Here is a 20,445-nt window from a genome sequence, read left to right on the forward strand (position 1 = left end):
TAAAGTATGTTTTCATTTCTAATTAGAGGTATATATCCTAATTTTCCCAATTATTGTTTTTTCATAAGTTAGTTAACACTATCCATTAGAATACTAAGTTAAATTGCTTAGTATAATTTAAATACTGGTTAATAATATTTTAATTGCAACAAGTACCAGTACTGGTGTGGTAACGCACAGAGCAACTTAAATAGAGTAAATCCTTGAAATTTCGGATTGTTTATTGTCTTCAGGTTTCATAATAAAGTGTCCCCATTTCGGCCATTAAAGGTCATACTTTTTATAACTAGTACTTCTATTATATTTTATTTTATTATAGCCTTAGTTAATGTCAGAAGGGTGTCAACATAATGTGTATTTTAAAATTATTAGCTCTTTATTATTTTACACATATATATATATTAATTATGACAAGAAATTAAGAAAATTAATGAATAATACGAAGTTCACATAATTATTTAAATCAGATACAACACAAAAGTAATAAAAGCCACTCAAAGTCAAACAATATTATAAGATGGACTAAGTGGTATGGTTCAAAGATTCAGGTTGTAAGACAAATAAAACACAACATGTCAACCTATTGACATACAACAAATCCACATATATAATAAAGGCAAATAGGTTCTAAATCGATGTTTAAAGGAGAGATTGCAGCATGACTGTAAAAAACCAAGTACAGATTATCACTTACCCAGACTCTATGGGGGGTGATTTAAAAACTCTTAATAAGGTACTTCTAAAATATTTTTATGACATTTTTAAAGGTGGAGTTCATATTCTGCCACCATTTCCGTCTTCGGGAGACAGGGGGTTTGCTCCACTTACATATTTGATGATAGAGCCAGAGTTTGGTACATGGGAGGATATAAAAGCTATAGGTGAAAATTTTGATGTATTGGTTGATTTAATGGTTAATCATATTTCAGGTAAGTCTATATACTTTCAAGATTTTCTTGAAAAAGGTAGAAAATCAGAGTATGCTGATTTGTTCATTACTTTAGATAAAGTTTGGAAAGATGGAAAACCAGTTAAAGAAGACATTGAAAAGATGTCACTTCGCAGGAGAGTGCCATATTCCACCTTTAAAATAAAAGAGACCGGTGAGGAAGAAAGGGTATGGACTACATTTGGTAAAACTAGTCCTTCTGAGCAGATTGATTTGGATGTAAGGTCAGATAAGGTAAAACAGCTTCTTAAAGAGTTCTTTGTGAATTTCAGCAAGAATAACATTAAAATAGTAAGATTAGATGCAGTTGGATATGTTATCAAAAAGCTTGGAACAAGCTGCTTTTTTGTAGAACCGGAAGTATATGATTTTCTTGATTGGATTAAGAAATTGGCAGATTCTTTGAAAATTGAATTGCTCCCAGAAGTTCATTCACATTACTCTACTCAATACAAACTTGCAGAGCATGGGTTTTGGATTTATGATTTTATTTTGCCTTATACTATTCTTGATACATTAATAAATAAATCTAGTGAGAAACTTTGTGAATATCTTAAAGTTCGTCCTGCGAGACAGTTTACAATGCTTGACTGCCATGATGGCATTCCTGTAAAGCCTGATATGGATGACCTCATAGATACTAAGGAAGCGAGAAAACTAGTAGATCTAACTCTCAAACGAGGTTCAAATTTAAGTCTTATTTTATCAGAAGAAGATAAGGCAGAAGACGGATTTGATGTTCATCAAATAAGAGGATCTTACTACTCTATGTTGGGGTGTGATGATGACGCCTATTTGGCAGCTAGAGCAATTCAATTTTTTGCGCCTGGAATACCACAGGTATATTATGTGGGACTACTAGCAGGAGAAAATGATGTTGAAAATGTAAAGAAAACTGGTGAAGGCCGAGAAATTAACAGGCATAACTTCAGTCTTTTGGAAATTGAGCAGTCAGTTAAGAAAGAAGTTGTTCAAAGACTTTTAAAGCTTATACGATTTAGAAATGAATACCCTGCATTTAACGGAAAATTCAAGGTCTTAGAATCTACTAATGATGATATTTGCCTTTATTGGAAAAATGATGCTAGGTTTTGTACCTTATTTATAGATTTAAAAACTAATAAGTCTGTGATAGAATACATTGATGAGTCTGGCAAGATTGCTCAATATGTAATCTAAGAAGTTACAATGTAAATGACTCAAATTGATTGTGCAAGGGTGAGGATGTTTTTATGGCAACGATAAAAGATGTGGCTAAAATAGCTGAAGTCACTGTTACAACTGTTTCAAGGGTTTTAAATAATAGAGGCTATATAAGTCAGGTTACTAGAAACAAGGTTCATGATGCTATGAAACAACTTGATTATCAGCCCAATGAAATAGCACGATCTTTGTTTAGAAGAAAGTCTAATTTAATTGGACTTATTATCCCGAATGTAGCTCATCCATTTTTTGCTGAGCTTACTAGTTATATAGAGTATTATGCTTATAAAGCTGGTTATAAGATTTTACTTTGTAATTCTTATCAAGATAGTGTTAAGGAGAAAGATTATGTAGAGATGCTTAAAAGATATCAAGTAGACGGAATAATTATGGGAAGCCATACTGTAGATACATTAGATTATCTTAGTCCTACTTTGCCGATTGTAGCACTTGATAGAACTTTTACTAATAATATACCTTTTGTTACATCTGATAATTATCATGGAGGTATTTTAGCTACAAACCTTTTGATAGATAGAGGTTGTAAAAAGATTGCTCATATAAGCGGACCTCTTGAAATTAACACTCCTGCAAATAAGCGTTATCAGGCTTTTATGGATGTAGTACTTGCGAGAAAAGTTAAGTTTGTTATAAAACAGGCAAAGCTTGATATTTTTGAGGGCTATGAGAAACTGGCATGTAAGCTGTTTGAAGAGCATCCAGATATAGATGGTGTGTTTGCTAGTAGTGACATGATAGCAGCTTCAATAATACATGTTGCTAACTTAATTGGAAAAGATATTACAAAGGACTTAAGAATTGTTGGGTATGATGATATTAATATAGCATCACTTATAGTTCCACCTTTAACTACAATAAAACAACCTATAGAAAATATGGGGGAGCTAGCAGTAAAAATTCTAATAGATTTACTTGAAAAAAAAGAAGTAGATATAGAAAATATATTGCCTGTAACCTTAGTGGAAAGAAAGACCACTTAACTGTTTATTTAAATGAATTATTAATAGAGGCTATGGAGATCCGCAGTCTCTATTTTTGTGTGTATTCCTCATTGTAGCACATATTATAAAACAATATGTCATTCGATTAACACCGTAAATAAATATATTGTATAATGGAATTACGAGAAATAAGTTACATTAATTTACAACGATAAAATAATAAAAATTATAATAACTATACTATTACTATCATGTATTTAGGGGGATTAATATGATAAATTTTAATAAAAAAGTAGAATTTAATGATAAAGAAATTGATGTTTTAGCAGTAGGGGAACTACTTGTCGACCTGATATCAAAAGAATATAGTAATAACTTCGAAAGTAATGATTACCAAAGGTATTTTGGAGGATCACCAGCAAATATTGCAATGAATACAACGAAACTGGGAATAAAATCTCAAATTGTGAGTGCCGTAGGTTATGATGGTTTGGGAGAGTTTTTAATACAACACTTAAAGAACAATAATATTAATACTAGTATGGTAAAGCAGGTTGATTATCCAACTAGCATTGTTTTAATAACAAAAAGCATAGAAACACCAGTCCCTATATTTTATAGGAATGCTGATTTTCAAGTGTATTATAGCGAAGAACTGGAGAAAAAAATAAAAAAGACCAAAATTGTGCATTTCTCATGTTGGCCATTATCAAGGCAACCATTTAGAAGTACTATGGAGCAAATTATTAAAATAGCCAGAAAAAATAAAATTATTATTGCATTTGACCCAAATTATCATCCGATGATATGGGAAAGAGGTCACGATGGTATAGAATATGTAAAATCGATTATTAAGTATGTAGATATAATAAAACCATCTGAGGATGATGCACAAAGATTGTTTGGTAAAGATACAATTGATAATCAAATTGATAAGTTTTTAGGGTTAGGAGCAAAACTTGTAATAATGACTATTGGTAAAGCTGGAGCTGTTGTTTCAAATGGTTGTGAAAGGATAAAAATACCTACATTAGCTACAGATGTAGTTGATGCAACAGGTGCAGGAGATGCATTTTGGTCAGGCTTTTATGCATCAATTATAAAGGGGTATACAGTTAAGGAAGCTCTTTACTTAGCATCAGCAGTTAGCGCTTATAAACTTAAGTTTTTGGGTGCAGTAGTTGAATTACCTTCGATAGAAGAGATAAAAAATATTTACCAATTATAGGGGCGAGGGTAACATATTTTTAACATGATTATTTGCTAATTCTGATACATTTCTTTGTTAGTATATAAATATAGGAATAAGGAAGGAGTGAAGCACGTGATTACTTTTAAAAATATTTATAACAAATATATAAGTAATGGAAAACTTAAACGGATAGTAAGGTTTGGATGTGTAGGGGGCTTAAATACTACAATTGATTTTGGAATATTCTCTGTATTAAATGGTTTATTTGGTGTTAACTATGTTATAAGTCAGATATTATCATATTCAGGGGGTACGTTAAATAGTTATTTTTTAAATAAATTTTGGACTTTTAATGATACGAAAGTGAGTAAGAAAACGACAAAAGAGATTATTCAATTCATTGTTGTTAATTCAGCTTCACTTGGTGTAAGTTTAATAGGGATGAGTATATTACTGACCAATAGTGCAATGAATCCTTTAATTGCAAAAATTATTTCTATGGTTTTAGCTCAAGTTGTTAATTTTTTAGGATATAGATTCTGGGTTTTTGGAACAATTATAAAATCCTCATCTGGAAATAAAGAAATAGCTTGAATATTTTCAGATTTTAAAAGCGTAATTTAAAAAATTCTATTATATTAATTTTTATGCACTATTTCCGTTGTTATGTATAATAAATAAACATTGTGTATATATATATAAAAATTAAAACTAAAATATTAAGTATAAACATGCATAGCATTAGGACGTAAAACACATCATTATATATATAAAGAAATATAAATTGATTACAGTGCTAATATGAAACACATATATGAGCTTATGACGGAATAATAGGGTTCCCTTATGTATTTTTACACTTTATAATGAGTTAATCAATAAAATGAGTAGGAGGACCAAATTAAATGGAATCATTTATAAATGTAACTTCTGAAATAGGAAAACTTAATAAAGTAATGCTACATAGACCCGGAAGGGAAATAGAGAATTTAGTGCCTGATCTTCTTGAAAAATTACTTTTTGATGATATTCCTTATCTAGAAGTAGCGAGAAGAGAACATGATAGATTTGCACAAATATTAAAAGAAAACGATATTGAGGTTCTTTATTTAGAAGAATTAGTAGCGGATGCTTTGAATGATAATGATATAAAAAAAATATTTTTAAAACAATTTTTAAAGGAAAGTCATATTAGTAATATAGAAATATATAAATCTCTTTATACATATTTAATGTCAAAGCCAACAAAAGAAATGATTAATATACTTATGGCTGGAGTTAGAAAAAATGAGATTGATGTTAAGAAAGTGCATTCACTAAGAGGATTAATAGAAAATCAGTATCCGTTCTATTTAGATCCTATGCCTAATCTTTATTTTACAAGGGATCCAGGTGCTTCAATTGGAAATGGTATAACCATAAGTACTATGCAGACTGAGGCAAGAAGGCGAGAAACAATGTTCCTAGAATTTATTCATAAATATCATAATTCTTTTAAAGAACATGAAGTGCAACTTTGGTATGATAGGACGTTACCTTGCAATATAGAAGGTGGAGATGAATTGGTATTATCAGATACAACACTTGCAATCGGATGTAGTCAAAGGACATCACCAGAGGCTATAGAAGTGGTAGCAAGAAATTTATTTAATAAACATACCTCTTTTGAGAAAGTATTAGTATTTGAGATTCCAGCTTGCAGAGCATTTATGCATCTTGATACTGTATTTAACTATGGTTGATTATGATAAATTTACAATACACCCTGGGATAGAAGGACCACTTAATGTTTTTGAAATCACAAAAGATGCTCATGGTGAATTAAAGATTAAACAAGAGAAAGATATATTGAGCAATATATTGAAATCAGCATTAAAGGTTCCGGCGGTTGAATTAATAAGATGCGGTGGGGGAGACTCTATTGTAGCTGCAAGGGAACAATGGAATGATGGATCAAACACTCTAGCTATTGCACCAGGAAAAGTTATAACATATGAACGAAATTATATTACAAATGAAATATTATCAAAACGTGGGATAACAGTTATAACAATGCCAAGTAGCGAGTTGTCAAGAGGACGAGGTGGTCCTAGATGTATGAGTATGCCATTAAATAGAGATAATTTATAAATTAAGGCCATTCTAAATATCAATTTAGAATGGCCTTAATAACTAATTGTATTATAATGCTTATGTTGTGTCAAAATGGTATAATAATTTAAGAACTAAAATTTTTGGAGGATAAACAAAGGGGAAAAACAGCTTATAATATACATTTAACAAGAAAAAGGGGTTGAAATTGGGTTTTATCAACTTAACTAGTTAAGGTGAGTATGAACCGTAAAATTATGAAATTTAGAATAAAAATATTATCACTTATTATTTTTATTATAGTGGCATTTGGAGTATTGCACGTATGCAATATTTTATATAAACAAGCTAATATAGTAAAAGTCACAGTGCCAGAAGGGTACACTTATGAGGAGGTAGGAAAAACACTTGAAAAGGCAGGATTAGTTACACAAAAGGATTTTATAAAGGAAGTTGAAAATTACAAGGATAATAATTATTGGTTTTTAAAAGGTGTACCAAATGATAAACATAAGTTAGATGGCTTCCTATTTCCTGCTACATATACTTTTCAAAAGGATGCAACGAGCAAAGTAATTATAAAAAAAATGCTTGATACTTTTGAGTTTAGTATGAAATCTAATAAAGACTATATAACTAAAAACAAGCTTAATATAAGAAATATTGTAATAGAAGCTTCTTTAGTTGAGAAAGAAGCAGCAAAAGATGTAGACAGAACAAAGATAGCAAGTGTTATTCAGAATAGATTAAAGATAAAGATGCCACTCCAAATAGATGCCACAATTATATATATAATTGGAGATAAGAAAAAGCTATACAATAAGGACTTAGCAGTAAAATCGCCTTATAATACCTACTTAAATAAAGGGTTACCTCCATCGCCAATATGCAACCCTGGAATTAAGTCAATAAATGCGGCGGTGCATCCAGCAAAAACAAATTATATTTTTTATGTATTAAATAGTAAAACTAATGAGCATATATTTTCTAAAACGTATGCAGAGCACATTAAAAATGTAGCTAAATATATAAAATAGATAAAAATCCACAAGAGGAATGTTGACTTCATCTTGTGGATTTTAAAGTTATCTTAATTATTTTAAATGATGTATTTTATAATCTTATTTTGTTTTAGGCTTTCGCTAGAGGCTATCATTCTTTGATTTTTAGAACCACTTAGATATTGAGTAATATCTTTAAGATTTTCTATGAATTCACCATCTCTTAACATATCTATATACTTAAGAAACTCTAATCTTATAGGATCTTTAATAAGGTCTTCAAATGAATAACCACTCCAACAAAATATAGTTTTGTGAGGGAAAATAGCTCTTATTGTTTTTACCAAATCAAGTAATGTCCCATCAGCTAGATTATCCATTGGTTCTCCTCCGAGAATGGATAATCCTTTTACATATTGTTTTTTCATACTTGCTACAATAGAGTCTTTCGTTTCTTTAGTAAAAACCATGCCACAATCAAAATGTCTTGCTTCTGGGCTCCAACATCCTTTACAAGGGGGGGTCTTTGCACACCCACTTACGAATAATGAGGTTCTAAAGCCTATTCCATTTACAGTGTCATCAAAGAATATATTTGCATAATTCATTTTAATTACATCCTTTGTTATTCTTTCTGTTCTTAATCTCCTTCATTTTACCATTAATTACGGGTCTTTCGAAGATGCTACCAAGGTATCCACAAAGCTTTCTTATTATGCTTAACAACATTTTATCGTCATTTTTGCATACAGGACACTCAAACTCTGTATCGCTATTTTCTTTTGTAAACATTTCTCCGGTATATCCACATTTTAAACATTTATCACTTATTGAAGATATTCCGAGAAAATGTGTTTTGTCATATGAGTACCTTATAATATCCTCGAGTGCCACTAGATTCTTAGTCATATCTCCTAGTTCCACAAATGATATTGCGCCACCTGAAGATAGAGATGATGATTCAGATTCTAAATCTAATTTATCAAAGGGTGATATTAATTCATTAGACGGATAATGAAATGAATTTTCATAATATCCATTGTCATTTACGCCATCGATAACTCCAAAATCTTTTACATCCTCTAAGCAAAACTTTGTTGCAAGAGTCTCTGCAGGAGACCCATATAAACTAAAGCCTATTTTTGTTTTATCCTTTTGTTCATCACAATAATCTCTCAGATATTGCATGATTTTAGTTGCTCTTTTAGATGTTTCTTCAGTTCTATCATCGAGACCTTTGCCATAAAGTGCAGTTAAACAATTATGTAATCCAACATAACCAATGGATGCTGAAGAATACCCGTTATTGAGTAATGGCTCTATTGTATCTTCTGCCTTTAATTTAGAAATTGCACCACTCATATATAATATAGGAGCTTGCTTTGCTTTAATATTTTTTAGTATGTCATATCTTATCATTAATAAATCCTTACAATCGTTTAGTGCTTCATGTAGAGATTTAAAAAATGAATCTTCATTTCTATCTGCCTCAATTGCAAGTCTTACAAGATTTATTGATATTACTCCAAAGTTAAATCTTCCAGCAGTCTTGTAATTGCCTGCCTCGTCTAGATAACTTCCAAGGAATGACCTACAACCCATACATTCCTTATAATCGCCAGTGACTTCAATTGCCTTATCAGTATTAATATAATCCGGGTATTGTCTATGTGCACTACATACAACCGCTAATTTGAACAAATCATAGTACTTATCTCCTGGATTAAGATTATTACCTTTTGTATTTTGATATACTAGTTTAGGAAATACAGGAGTAACGCCACCAGTTAATCCTTTAATTCTTTGATTTAATATAGCCTCAGTTATCATTTTTTGTATTTTTTGATCCTCTTCACTAGCATTCAAATCAACATTGTTTATACCAAGTGTTAAAAATGGAGTCTCAGCCCTACTTGTCATTAAAGTTTGAACTTCATATTCAAGTGATTGCATACTATCTTCTATTTCTTTGCCTAATCTATCCCAGGCATATTCTTCTACTTTAAGGGTATCTTCAATCCACTTTTTGCCAATAGCTCTATGTTTATTTAAACTTTTAACTGCATAAGGAGTGAGCCCTGTTATTAAAGTTGGGAAGGTAGTTCCTCCATATGTATTACTAGATATATGACTGGCAACTTGAGATAATACATTGATTGCGGTTTCAATTGAATTTGGTGTTCCTATAAGTGTCGTACCTAAGTCAAATCCATTCTCAAACATATTAATCCAGTCAACAAGGCAGCAATTAAAAAGAGGTAAACCAAAATAAGTTTCATCATGTATATATATGGTTTTTTTATGCTTTTTTAAATACTTTTTAGGTATTTTATGTCTTTGACTATAGTTGCTTCCAACAACATTTGAAATTAATGCTCTTATTGTTTGAATTTTGCTTCCATCAAGGTTTCCATTGGAATTAGTCTGTTCTGAAACAGCGTTAATTATATTATCTATTTCTTTATCTAATTCTCCTTTTTTATCTCTTTCAAAAGTTCTTTCTTCTCTATAACTTATGTAAGCTAGAGCTACCTTTTCATCCAGTAATTTAATCTCGCTAACAATTATATCTTGTATTTCTTCTATTGGAATTAGAGCTTCTCCCCTTTGTTTAAGAGTTTCTAATACCCTTGTTAAAACAAGATTATTAAATTCTTTATTTTCCTTTCCATAGACTTCTATAAAAGCTTTCCCAGCTGCTGTTGATATTCTTTCTGGTTTAAATTCCTTTGTTCTCGAATCCCTTTTTATTACTTGCATATAATACCTCCGTGTATTTCTTTTTCAAAAGTTATATTAAATTTGTGCAAACGGTAAAAAGTCCCTTAACTATTGAGCTAAGAGACTTAAAATCATCGCAACTAAAAAAGATATTGCTAGCACCTCTCTATCTCTCGTAGAGCTATTGTGTGTAATTATGGAAGGTATTCTGGCTTAAGTATCATTGCCCCCGTATAACCTTCCCAGTTTCCCAGTGGTGTTTTAATGAGGACTCTTCTTTTACAGCGGCGGGACCGCGTAGGATTTTCACCTATCTTCCCTTTTAACTAATGTATTTTATTACTTTAGTTACTCATAATTATAATATTAAATTTAATTATAGTTTATATCATGTTATCAATTAAATCAATCCTTATATATTACTAGTATAGTTTTACATTGTTTTTTATATGAAGGATAATATCTTCAATTATATCTTTGATTTGAAGATTACGTGTTCCAGGAATATAGATACCATGTTTTTGTAATGGAATAATATATTTAGTACAATCCATATTATATATTGTAGAAGCAATCTTAGGGGTTATTTCTCCGTTTATACCACCACTACATATCATGCCAATTGGTCCAATAATACTATCTATTTTATTTGAAATACAAAATGAGCAAATTTCATCTTCTCCACTTATTCCTAAATTTGCACCGGCCTTTATCATGTTCGAAGTAGCAAAGGTATTTGTACCAAGTGCAATGATATAAATATTAAGGTCGATATCTTTATGAAGTTTTTTTATGATTGTTTTACCAAGACCTGCTCCTTGAGCGTCTATAACAGCAATTTTCATGGTAATACCTCCCCCAAATAATAGAATAGTGTTTTATATCTACCATTTAAATTTTTTATATAATTCTATAAATGTATTTTAAACAGTATATCATAAAAATTTAAACAATATTTTTAAACATATATATAAATGTTATAACATTATTTTAATAATAAATAATATTTTTCACTCATAACACAAAATTCGACATATACAATCAATAATAATTATTAAAAGCTTAAAATTAGTAATAAAAAATATTTATATAAGGCTTTTATAGTATTTATTTCGACAATATTTTTAGAAAAATAGAGGATTTTACAATCTTTTGTAGAATATATATAATATTGGTATAAAATCAATATGTAAAGGAGATTGCAAATATGGAAGAGTCAAACATAAGAGTCATTATTGCGGATGATAATGATGAATTTTGTGATATCCTTAATGAGTATCTGTTTTATCAGAAAGGTATTATTGTTACTGGAATTGCAAAGGATGGAGTACAGGCTATAAAATTAATTAAAGAAAAACAACCTGATTTAGTAATACTTGATATAATCATGCCTTTTATTGATGGCTTGGGAGTACTAGAGAGGCTAAATAAAATGAAGTTAAAAACAAAACCTCATATAATAGTTTTATCTGCAGTTGGGAGCGAAGTAACAACTAAAAGGGCTATATCACTTGGAGCAGATTATTATATTGTAAAACCTTTTGACATGAAATTATTTATTAAAAAAATAAGAGAGATAGTAGATAATACCATATGTAATAAAGAACTAAAAAGAATAATTACTGATAAGGATAATGGCAAAATAAATACTGAAAATAAAAATCAAAAAAATACTATTACTACTCAAATCACTAATATTATAAATGAAATTGGGGTGCCGGGTAATATAAAAGGCTATATGTATTTAAAAGAAGCAATAAATATATTAATAACTGATAGTGAACATTCATCATCGGTTAAAAAGGAATTGTATCCATTAGTAGGTAAAAAGTTTAATACCACTTCGGGCAGGGTTGAAAGAGCGATGAATTATGCAATAGATGTTACATGGAGAAATAGCCAAGTCCAAAATATTAATAAAATCTTTGGATATACTACTAGTTATAAAAAGGATAGGCCTGCAAATTTAGAATTCATAGTAATGGTGGCTGATAAGTTAATGCAATTACAGTAGAATAAATGAATTAATCATCAGTATATCTTGAAAAAAAAAACTATCAACTTTATAATTGAGTTATAAGACTTTAGGAAGGTGACAAATGGATATAATTAAGGATTACTATAACGAGGTTATGAGCAATATTAATGAAGGTATTGTAGTTATAGATAAAAGAGGTATTATTCAGATAATCAATAATGCTGCTGAAAGATTGTTTGAAATTGATGCAGATAATAGCATAGGAGAATATATTTTAGATATACTTTCTTCTAGTAAATTAATAAGTATTATTGAAAATGGAGAGGCTGAGGTTAACAAAAAAGAAGGTAAATTTATTGTAACACGTAAATTAATAACTCAATGTGGTGAGGTTATAGGTGCATTTGAGGTTTTTCATGAAGAAGTTCAAAATAATCCATTAATAGACGTGAAAAATGAAAAAATGGTAAATGAAGAAATATTAAATACAATATTAAATACTGTAAATGAATGCATAGTTGTAGTGGATGAGAATGGGATAATAACTATGATGAGCGATGAATATAAAAGATTTATTAATTGCGAAAATCCTGAGGGAAAACATGTAACTGAAGTTATTGAAAACACAAAACTACATATAGTGGCAAGGACCGGCGAAAAAAAATTTGGTGAAATTCAAGAAGCAAATGGTCATAAGATGATTTCTATGAGAGTTCCTATAATAAAAGATGGTGAAGTTGTTGGCGCAATTGGGAAAGTAATGTTTAAGGATTTAAATGATTTTAAAATGCTTAGTAACAAATTATGTCTTTTGGATAAAGAAGCGGAAGGCTATAAAAATGAATTAAGTACAGACCCTAAGGCAATATATACTTTTAACAATATTATAGGAAGCAGTGATAAAAGCCAGGAGGTAATGGGCCTTGCTAAAAGAGTAGCTAAGGTAGATTCGAACGTCCTAATTACTGGAGAAAGTGGGACGGGTAAAGAACTTTTTGCACATTCTATTCATAATGCTAGTAAAAGAAGTTTAAAGCCTTTTGTAAAAATTAATTGTGGAGCTATTCCAGCAGAGCTTTTTGAGTCAGAAATGTTTGGTTATGAAGAAGGAGCGTTTACTGGGGCAAAAAAATCAGGCAGAAAAGGTAAGTTTGAATATGCAAATGGTGGCACGATTCTATTAGATGAAATTGGGGATATGCCTATGAATATGCAGGTTAAACTTTTAAGAGTTATTCAAGAGAAGGAACTTGTTAAGGTAGGTGGAAATGATGCTATTAAAGTTGATGTAAGAATTATAGCGTCTACCAATAAATCGTTAGAACAGTTAATTAATGATGGAAAATTTCGAGAAGATTTGTATTATAGATTAGATGTTATGCATTTAAGATTACCAGCATTAAGGGAGAGGAGCGAAGATATTGAGGAATTGGCAAGTAAGCTCATGATAAAAATATGTAAAAAATATAACGTTAAAGCCGAAGGTATTTCTAGGGAAGCAATAGATTTTTTAAAAGCTTATAGTTGGCCTGGGAACATAAGGCAACTTGAGAATGTAATAGAAAGAGCCGTTAATTTGCTTGATGATGATATTTATATAATGCCAAAGCATTTGCCAGAAAAAATAATTAAGAGTAAAATTAAGAAGTATTCATTAGAAAACAATTACTTGAAAGATGTTGTTGAAAGGATTGAAAAAGACATTATCATTGAATGTTTAAAGGATACTATTGGAAATAAAAAAGAAGCAGCAAAAATATTGGGGCTTAGTAGGGCAGGTTTATATAAAAAATTAAACCGATATAATTTAATAAAATCGACAAATCTACAATAGTACACATGGAAACTATGTTTACACGTACTATTTTTTTATGAAAAATACCTATAGTATTGTAAGTGAAAACCATAGAGAAAATTAAATGTATAGTTATATCAATACATTGAAAATACTTTAAGTGATTTTTTTAACAAATAGGTTATAATATTAACAAGCTTAAAAAAGATAAACTTATAGAAATATTAGTGTAAACTAAGTTTACATTACGAGCTACATTTAATTTTGTTATAAAGAAGTAAGTTGCTATAGTGAGGTTTGCGAGGGATTTACAACTTGGCATGAAAATTGCTAGTATTATATATAGGAAAAAATAATTATGTTATAAATTCCTATTATATGTTAATAATAAGTTAGATAAATAAATTAATGGAGGGTTACATATGAGAGAAGTAGTAATTGTAGGAGCAGCAAGAACAGCAATAGGAACTTTTGGTGGAGGATTATCAAAAGTATCAGCTGTAGAGATGGGAACTATTGTGGCTAAAGAAGCTATAAAAAGAGCTGGGATTAAACCAGAAATAGTAGAAGAAGCTATTATTGGTAACGTAATTCAAGCAGGACTTGGACAAAATATTGCAAGACAAATAGCTATAAATGCAGGACTAGATGAATCATCATCTGCATTAACAATAAATAAAGTATGTGGTTCAGGACTAAGAGCAGTAAGTATGGCAGCACAGATTATAATGTGTGGAGATGCAGAAGTAGTTTTAGCTGGTGGAACTGAAAGTATGAGTAATGCTCCATATGTACTTCCAAACGAAAGATGGGGTAAAAGAATGGGAGACGGTAAAGTAGTAGATGCTATGATTAAAGACTCTCTTTGGGATGCATTTAACGACTACCATATGGGAATAACTGCAGAAAATATTGCAGAAAAATTTAATATCACTAGAGAACAACAAGATGAATTTTCTTTAAAAAGCCAACATAAAGCTGAAGCAGCAATAAAAGCAGGCAAATTTAAAGATGAGATCGTTCCAGTAGTAATTCCTCAAAGAAAAGGTGACCCAATAACATTTGATACAGATGAAGGTCCTAGATTTGGAATAACTATGGATAAATTAACTAAATTAAAACCAGCATTTAAAAAGGGTGGTACAGTAACTGCAGGTAATGCATCAGGAATAAACGATGGTTCTGTTATGTTTATAGTTATGTCAAAAGACAAAGCAGATCAATTAGGACTTAAACCATTAGTTTCAATTAAATCTTATGCATCAGCAGGAGTAGATCCAAAGATAATGGGATACGGTCCAGTTCCAGCAAGTAAAAAAGCATTAGAAAAAGCAGGACTTACAGTAGCTGATTTAGACTTAATAGAAGCTAATGAAGCATTTGCTTCTCAATCATTAGCAGTAGCTAAAGATTTAGGATTAAATCCAGAAATAGTAAATGTAAATGGTGGAGCTATTGCACTAGGTCATCCAGTTGGAGCTTCAGGTGGAAGAATACTTATTACATTAATATATGAAATGATAAAAAGAGGTTCTAAAACTGGACTTGCTACATTATGTATAGGTGGCGGTCAAGGAACAGCAATTATTGTTGAAAGAAAATAGAAAATAAAACAGGACCAGCGATATGCTGGTTCTTTTTTTATTTTTTAAAATAAAATTTAAGGATAATTTAAGGATAATTTAATAATAATGTTATATAATACTAAGGAATAACCGCGAGCATTATGTTATACTTATATAATGATAGGAGTGATATAGATGGTAAAAATAAAGAATGCAGTGCCTAACATTTTCACCTTAAGCAATATGTCTTGTGGTATTTTGTCTATACTTATGAGTTTTGACAGCAATTATAAATTAGCAGCGATATTTATTCTTTTAGCAGGAATATTTGATAGATATGATGGAAAAATAGCTAGGTTTTTAAATGTGGATGGTGAGCTTGGAAAAGAATTAGATTCATTATGTGATTTAGTATCTTTTGGTGTTGCACCTTCCATATTAATATTTAGTATTTATAATTTTGCAGGGCTTGGACCAATTGGATATTTAATGGTTTTAGTATTTCCAGTAGCGGGGGCATATAGACTCGCAAAATACAATATTACAGATTTTGATGGCGTCTTCTCAGGAATTCCGATCACTGTTACAGGTACATTTTTAGCATTGTATGCATTCTTCATGTTTAATAGAGCATCAAATTTAGGGCCTACAGTGTTTTTAGTAATTTTGTTATCATATTTAATGGTAAGCAAGTTTAAATTTAAAAAGCAATAATAATGCAAGTAATATATTTTTAATGCAATTATATTAAGAAACCTCACCTAAAAGTGAGGCTTTTTTTAATTCTTAAATTTATAATAATACTCAGGTGTATCTTTAGTTATGGCTTTAAATTCATAACCTAAATCAAGATAATACTTTATAATACCGGGTAGTGCTTTTACTGTGTTTTTATTATTTGAATTACAATGCATAAGGATTATAGCTGTATTTTCATTACCTCTGATTTTTTTTGTGTTTTTAATAAGTTGTGATACGCTTAAGTTTGGGTTGACACCATCAAGTGCATCTACATTCCAATCATATATTTTAAAGCCATTTTTATGAAGGTTTTCTAAAGTAAGAGAATTTAATCGTTTTGAACTGCCACCAGGAAACCTAATAATCTTAGAAGTAGAGCCTGTGATTTCTTGGATCTTGCTCGAGGTTTTTTCCATTTCGTCAATAAATTCATCTGTGCTTCTATATATCTTTTTAAAATTATGACTATAAGTATGAAGACCTATGCTATGACCTTCGGTATAGATTCTCTTGAGGATAGATTCTTTTCCTTCAATTTCTTTTCCTACTATAAAAAAAGTAGCTTTTACTTTTTCGGTTTTTAATACATCTAATAGTGCATCTGTAATAACGTAGGTAGGACCATCGTCAAAAGTTAAATAGACAAATTTAGAAACATGTTGGTAACCTCCATCCTTAAAGGAAGTAATTGAAGGTCTAAAAGTTTGGCTGCTTTTTTGAGATTTATTAACATAAGAACTGTATATTAATAAAAAACAAATAATAGTGGTTGTAAAAATTATAAAAATATTTTTTTTCCTAAACGCCATATTATCACTCACCTTTAGTTTTTGTTGATATTAGTATGCCCAAAGAAGAATCTATTAAAACAGTATATTATTAAAACCAAAATTTAAACAAGAAATTTAAAGTTGAATTTTATATAATTACGATATATAATAAATCTAGAATTTTATGATTGTATAGAAAAATAAAACCAATTTTAAAAGAAGAAAGAGGAGGCAGATAGTATGCAGCAAACACCAAATTCTAATAGACTTCATATAGCTATATTTGGGAAAAGAAATGTAGGAAAATCAAGTTTAATTAATGCACTAACAAATCAGGATATTGCATTGGTTTCTAGTTTGGCAGGAACCACAACGGATCCAGTATATAAAGCAATGGAATTACTTCCAATAGGACCAGTTGTGATTATAGATACTGCAGGACTTGATGATGATGGAGAAATAGGTGAACTTAGAATCAAGAAAACTAAGGAAGTTATGGATAAAACAGATTTAGCTCTTTTGGTTATAGATGGTAATGAGAAGGATTTAGTATTTGAAGAAATGTGGTATGAAGATTTGAAAAATAGAAAAATTCCTATAGTAGGAGTTATAAATAAAATCGATGAAAATGTAGTAACATTAGGGAAAATTCAGCTTGAAGGTATACAAAAGATAATAGGCATAGATTTTGTTAAGGTTAGTGCTAAAGACAGAATAAATATTGATGAATTAAAAAAAGCAATTATGGACGCTGCTCCAGGGGATTTCGAGAAAAATACAATTGTAGGTGACATAGTAAAACCAAAATCAATAGTGTTAGTTGTGGCACCACAAGATATTCAAGCGCCAAAAGGAAGATTAATACTTCCGCAGGTTCAAATTATAAGGGACTTACTTGATAATGATGTTATGGCTCTTGTTGTAAAGGATAGTGAGTTAGGCGATATTTTAGCTGCACTAAAAGGTAAACCAGATTTGGTGATTACAGATTCACAGGTATTTAAAAAAGTTAATGCTATTATCCCTAAAGATGTACCACTTACTTCGTTCTCTATACTTATGGCTAGGTATAAGGGAGATTTAGATACCTTAGTTAAAGGGGCAAGAGCTATTGATACGCTGAAACCAGGAGATAAGGTACTCATTGCAGAAGCATGTACTCACCACCCGCTCGAGGGCGATATAGGGAGAGAAAAACTTCCCAAATGGCTTAATGATAAAGTAGGTGGGAAACTAGATATAACGGTCTGTGCGGGTAGTAGTTTCCCAGAAGATTTGAGTGAATATAAACTAATAGTTCATTGTGGGGCATGTATGTTTAATAGACAACAGTTAATGTCGAGAATAAAGAAAGCTAATATAGTTGACCTGCCTATTACCAATTTTGGTATAGCTATAGCTCATATAAATGGTATATTAAATAGAGTACTTAGTGCGTTTGATTAAAAGATTATTTAATATATATTTTTAATATTAATAATAAAATAAATAAATCATGTAAAAACTTGTATAGTGACAATTAACATGCTACAATTTGTTTGAAATTACAAAACAAGTAAAATAAAATAAAAGAAAAAACATTTATTAAATGCATATAGACAAAAGGTATTTAGGGACGAATATAAGTTTATGTTAGCTTAATAAGTATATAATTATAATTTAAGTATAAATATATAACAATGTAAATTAAAGAATTGAAAGGGGAATTATAAATGAAGAAAAAAATATATATTGATGGAATGAGCTGTTCACATTGTGTAAGTCATGTAAAGGAAGCACTACTTGATATCGGAGCTACTAAAGTAAAGGTTGATTTAGAAGAAAAATTTGCAGTAGCAGAGTTTGAGGATGAAACAACTGATAATGATATCACAGAAGCTATTGAAGAAGTAGGATATGAAGTTACAGAAGTAGAAGAAGATTAACATAATCATAAACAAGATAGCCCTACCAAATTACATTGGTAGGGCTGTTTTTATAGTTAAAACTTGTAATATTTATAATGTCAGTTGAAAAATTTTAAATGAACATCTATTTTTTTATTTTCAATTTCTAAAATAACATAAGAATACCATGGCTCACGTCGTTTGCAGGAGGGTGAACCGGGATTAATCATAAGCACTTTATTTTTGGTTAATATAAGTGGTTGATGGGTGTGTCCGAAGATTATTATATCTACCTTATCATCAATAAATTTATCATATGCTGTAGTTAGTGTGTTTTTACTAGTGCCATGACCATGATATAAACCGATTTTATAACCTTCTATAGATAATATTTCTTTCTCTTTTAATATACTTCTTATATAATGTTTATCATTATTTCCCCATACTCCAACGAAGTTCTGATGCTCTTTTAATTTCGATACAACACTTGGTGAAATATAATCACCTGCATGAATAATCATATCGGCTTCTCTAAATAAACTGTCTATTAATTTAAAAAGTTTATCATTATGTTTTTTTGCATGCGTATCAGATAATATCACAATTTTCATATTTCATCACCTTTTAGTATTATATTATTTTATATTATGTTTTGATACACAATTGGTATTTGTTTATAAAATATTAGTATATTAACTTGTTATATGTTTTAATGAGTTTTATTATTCAGATACCTTTATTTTACATCTGGAATTTTATTTATATAACAATTCTGTTATAATCAATATATAAATACAAGAAGTAGATTATTTAATTTAACTAAAAATTAGAAGATTATTTAAGAGGTAGGAGAAAAATGGGACAAGTAGAAGAGAAAGTATTAATTTACGAGCAAAATGGAATTAATATAAAAAATGAGAAGTCTTTGCATTCAGCCATTAAACAGTGGTATGTTACTGATGGAGATAGATTTGAGGTCAAATTAGATAAATATGTAATTGATTTAGTGAGAGAAGATTCGTTAATTGAAATACAAACAAAAAACTTTAGTGCAATTCGTAATAAACTTAGAGAATTAGTTAAGTATAATAAGGTAATGTTAGTACATCCTATAGCTACAGAAAAATATATAGTAACTAAAGAACAATCGAATGTAGTAATTAGTAGAAGAAAGTCGCCTAAAAAGGGTAAATTAGTTGATCTATTTGATGAATTGATTAGGATACCTGATTTAATGGGATCAGATAATTTTATATTGGAAATTTTAATGATTAAAGAAGAAGAGATAAGATGCAAGGATGGTAAAGGAAGTTGGAGAAGAAAAGGTGTAAGCATAATAGATCATAAACTTTTAGAGGTAATTGAGAAAGTTACTTTTAAAGAGGATAAGGATTTCTTTATATTTTTGCCAGACGAATTACCAGGAAATTTTACAAACAAAAACTTGGCAAAAATATTGAAAATTCCTGAAAAGAAGGCAAGGAAAATAACATATTGTTTTAGAAAAATGAAGATTATAAAAGAAATAGGGAAAATTAAAAATGAACTTATATTTGAAAGGCTGTGAAATTAAAGCGGTTAGTATTTATAG

17 protein-coding genes, 1 pseudogene and 1 riboswitch are annotated in these 20,445 nt (G+C 29.8%); of the genes and pseudogenes, 13 read left to right on the plus strand and 5 right to left on the minus strand.

Going from position 1 to position 20,445, the window contains the following annotated elements; translation table 11 throughout:
• The first annotated feature begins 658 nt into the window (after window positions 1-658).
• The 6 genes and pseudogenes from gtfA to mltG all read left to right on the plus strand — a co-directional run bounded on the left by gtfA (window position 659) and on the right by mltG (window position 7,434).
• Window positions 659-2,128 carry a sucrose phosphorylase gene (gene gtfA / locus Q0649_RS04375; RefSeq protein ID WP_298837920.1) on the plus strand — a complete coding sequence of 490 codons (1,470 nt, stop codon included), beginning with the start codon at window positions 659-661 and terminating at the stop codon, window positions 2,126-2,128.
• A gap of 53 nt (window positions 2,129-2,181) precedes the next feature.
• The gene (locus Q0649_RS04380; RefSeq protein WP_298837923.1) at window positions 2,182-3,153 is read left to right on the plus strand and encodes a LacI family DNA-binding transcriptional regulator; all 972 of its coding nucleotides are present in this window, start codon (window positions 2,182-2,184) and stop codon (window positions 3,151-3,153) included.
• Window positions 3,154-3,385: 232 nt separating this feature from the next.
• Entirely contained in the window at window positions 3,386-4,342 is a 957-nt protein-coding gene (locus Q0649_RS04385) for a carbohydrate kinase family protein (RefSeq protein WP_298837926.1), read from the plus strand.
• Window positions 4,343-4,438: 96 nt separating this feature from the next.
• Complete coding sequence (locus Q0649_RS04390; protein WP_298837929.1) at window positions 4,439-4,900, plus strand: GtrA family protein; 462 nt, start codon at window positions 4,439-4,441, stop codon at window positions 4,898-4,900.
• A 311-nt stretch (window positions 4,901-5,211) separates the two neighbouring features.
• A pseudogene (gene arcA / locus Q0649_RS04395) lies at window positions 5,212-6,436 on the plus strand (arginine deiminase).
• Window positions 6,437-6,639: 203 nt separating this feature from the next.
• The gene (gene mltG, locus Q0649_RS04400) at window positions 6,640-7,434 is read left to right on the plus strand and encodes an endolytic transglycosylase MltG (RefSeq protein ID WP_298837933.1); all 795 of its coding nucleotides are present in this window, start codon (window positions 6,640-6,642) and stop codon (window positions 7,432-7,434) included.
• A 62-nt stretch (window positions 7,435-7,496) separates the two neighbouring features.
• On the opposite strand, the gene nrdG is transcribed toward mltG, so the two are convergent.
• From nrdG to Q0649_RS04415, 3 genes are all read right to left on the minus strand, one after another.
• On the minus strand, window positions 7,497-8,006 hold the full coding sequence (gene nrdG / locus Q0649_RS04405; RefSeq protein WP_298837936.1) for an anaerobic ribonucleoside-triphosphate reductase activating protein: 510 nt from the start codon (window positions 8,004-8,006) through the stop codon (window positions 7,497-7,499).
• A 1-nt stretch (window position 8,007) separates the two neighbouring features.
• Window positions 8,008-10,158 carry an anaerobic ribonucleoside-triphosphate reductase gene (nrdD, locus tag Q0649_RS04410; RefSeq protein WP_298837939.1) on the minus strand — a complete coding sequence of 717 codons (2,151 nt, stop codon included), beginning with the start codon at window positions 10,156-10,158 and terminating at the stop codon, window positions 8,008-8,010.
• A gap of 141 nt (window positions 10,159-10,299) precedes the next feature.
• A riboswitch (cobalamin riboswitch) is annotated at window positions 10,300-10,489 on the minus strand.
• A gap of 52 nt (window positions 10,490-10,541) precedes the next feature.
• Complete coding sequence (locus Q0649_RS04415; RefSeq protein ID WP_298837942.1) at window positions 10,542-10,964, minus strand: DUF3842 family protein; 423 nt, start codon at window positions 10,962-10,964, stop codon at window positions 10,542-10,544.
• A 362-nt stretch (window positions 10,965-11,326) separates the two neighbouring features.
• Between Q0649_RS04415 and spo0A the strand changes: the two genes are divergently transcribed.
• From spo0A to pssA, 4 genes are all read left to right on the plus strand, one after another.
• Complete coding sequence (gene spo0A, locus Q0649_RS04420; RefSeq protein ID WP_298837944.1) at window positions 11,327-12,133, plus strand: sporulation transcription factor Spo0A; 807 nt, start codon at window positions 11,327-11,329, stop codon at window positions 12,131-12,133.
• 85 nt (window positions 12,134-12,218) lie between these two features.
• Window positions 12,219-13,931 (plus strand): sigma-54-dependent Fis family transcriptional regulator, encoded by a 1,713-nt coding sequence (locus Q0649_RS04425; protein ID WP_298837947.1) that lies wholly within the window; start codon window positions 12,219-12,221, stop codon window positions 13,929-13,931.
• Between the two features lie 383 nt (window positions 13,932-14,314).
• Window positions 14,315-15,496, plus strand: a complete 1,182-nt coding sequence (locus Q0649_RS04430; protein WP_298837952.1) for an acetyl-CoA C-acetyltransferase — start codon at window positions 14,315-14,317, stop codon at window positions 15,494-15,496.
• Between the two features lie 156 nt (window positions 15,497-15,652).
• A complete protein-coding gene (gene pssA / locus Q0649_RS04435; RefSeq protein WP_298837954.1) occupies window positions 15,653-16,171 on the plus strand; it encodes a CDP-diacylglycerol--serine O-phosphatidyltransferase in 519 nt (172 codons plus the stop codon).
• Between the two features lie 65 nt (window positions 16,172-16,236).
• Here the strand turns inward: pssA and Q0649_RS04440 are convergent, their stop codons facing one another.
• Entirely contained in the window at window positions 16,237-17,007 is a 771-nt protein-coding gene (locus tag Q0649_RS04440; RefSeq protein ID WP_298837957.1) for a polysaccharide deacetylase family protein, read from the minus strand.
• A gap of 201 nt (window positions 17,008-17,208) precedes the next feature.
• Between Q0649_RS04440 and hydF the strand changes: the two genes are divergently transcribed.
• Window positions 17,209-18,414: a [FeFe] hydrogenase H-cluster maturation GTPase HydF gene (gene hydF / locus Q0649_RS04445; protein ID WP_298837960.1), complete on the plus strand. Its 1,206-nt coding sequence runs from the start codon at window positions 17,209-17,211 to the stop codon at window positions 18,412-18,414.
• 266 nt (window positions 18,415-18,680) lie between these two features.
• Window positions 18,681-18,893, plus strand: coding sequence for a heavy-metal-associated domain-containing protein (locus tag Q0649_RS04450; RefSeq protein ID WP_298837963.1), 213 nt, complete (start codon window positions 18,681-18,683; stop codon window positions 18,891-18,893).
• A gap of 80 nt (window positions 18,894-18,973) precedes the next feature.
• Here the strand turns inward: Q0649_RS04450 and Q0649_RS04455 are convergent, their stop codons facing one another.
• Window positions 18,974-19,465, minus strand: a complete 492-nt coding sequence (locus tag Q0649_RS04455; RefSeq protein WP_298837966.1) for a metallophosphoesterase — start codon at window positions 19,463-19,465, stop codon at window positions 18,974-18,976.
• 245 nt (window positions 19,466-19,710) lie between these two features.
• On the opposite strand from Q0649_RS04455, the gene Q0649_RS04460 reads away from it, so the two are divergent.
• A complete protein-coding gene (locus Q0649_RS04460; RefSeq protein ID WP_298837969.1) occupies window positions 19,711-20,421 on the plus strand; it encodes a hypothetical protein in 711 nt (236 codons plus the stop codon).
• The last annotated feature ends 24 nt before the right edge of the window (window positions 20,422-20,445 follow it).

The organism is uncultured Clostridium sp., from assembly GCF_937920395.1.
GTDB lineage: Bacteria > Bacillota > Clostridia > Clostridiales > Clostridiaceae > Clostridium_AD.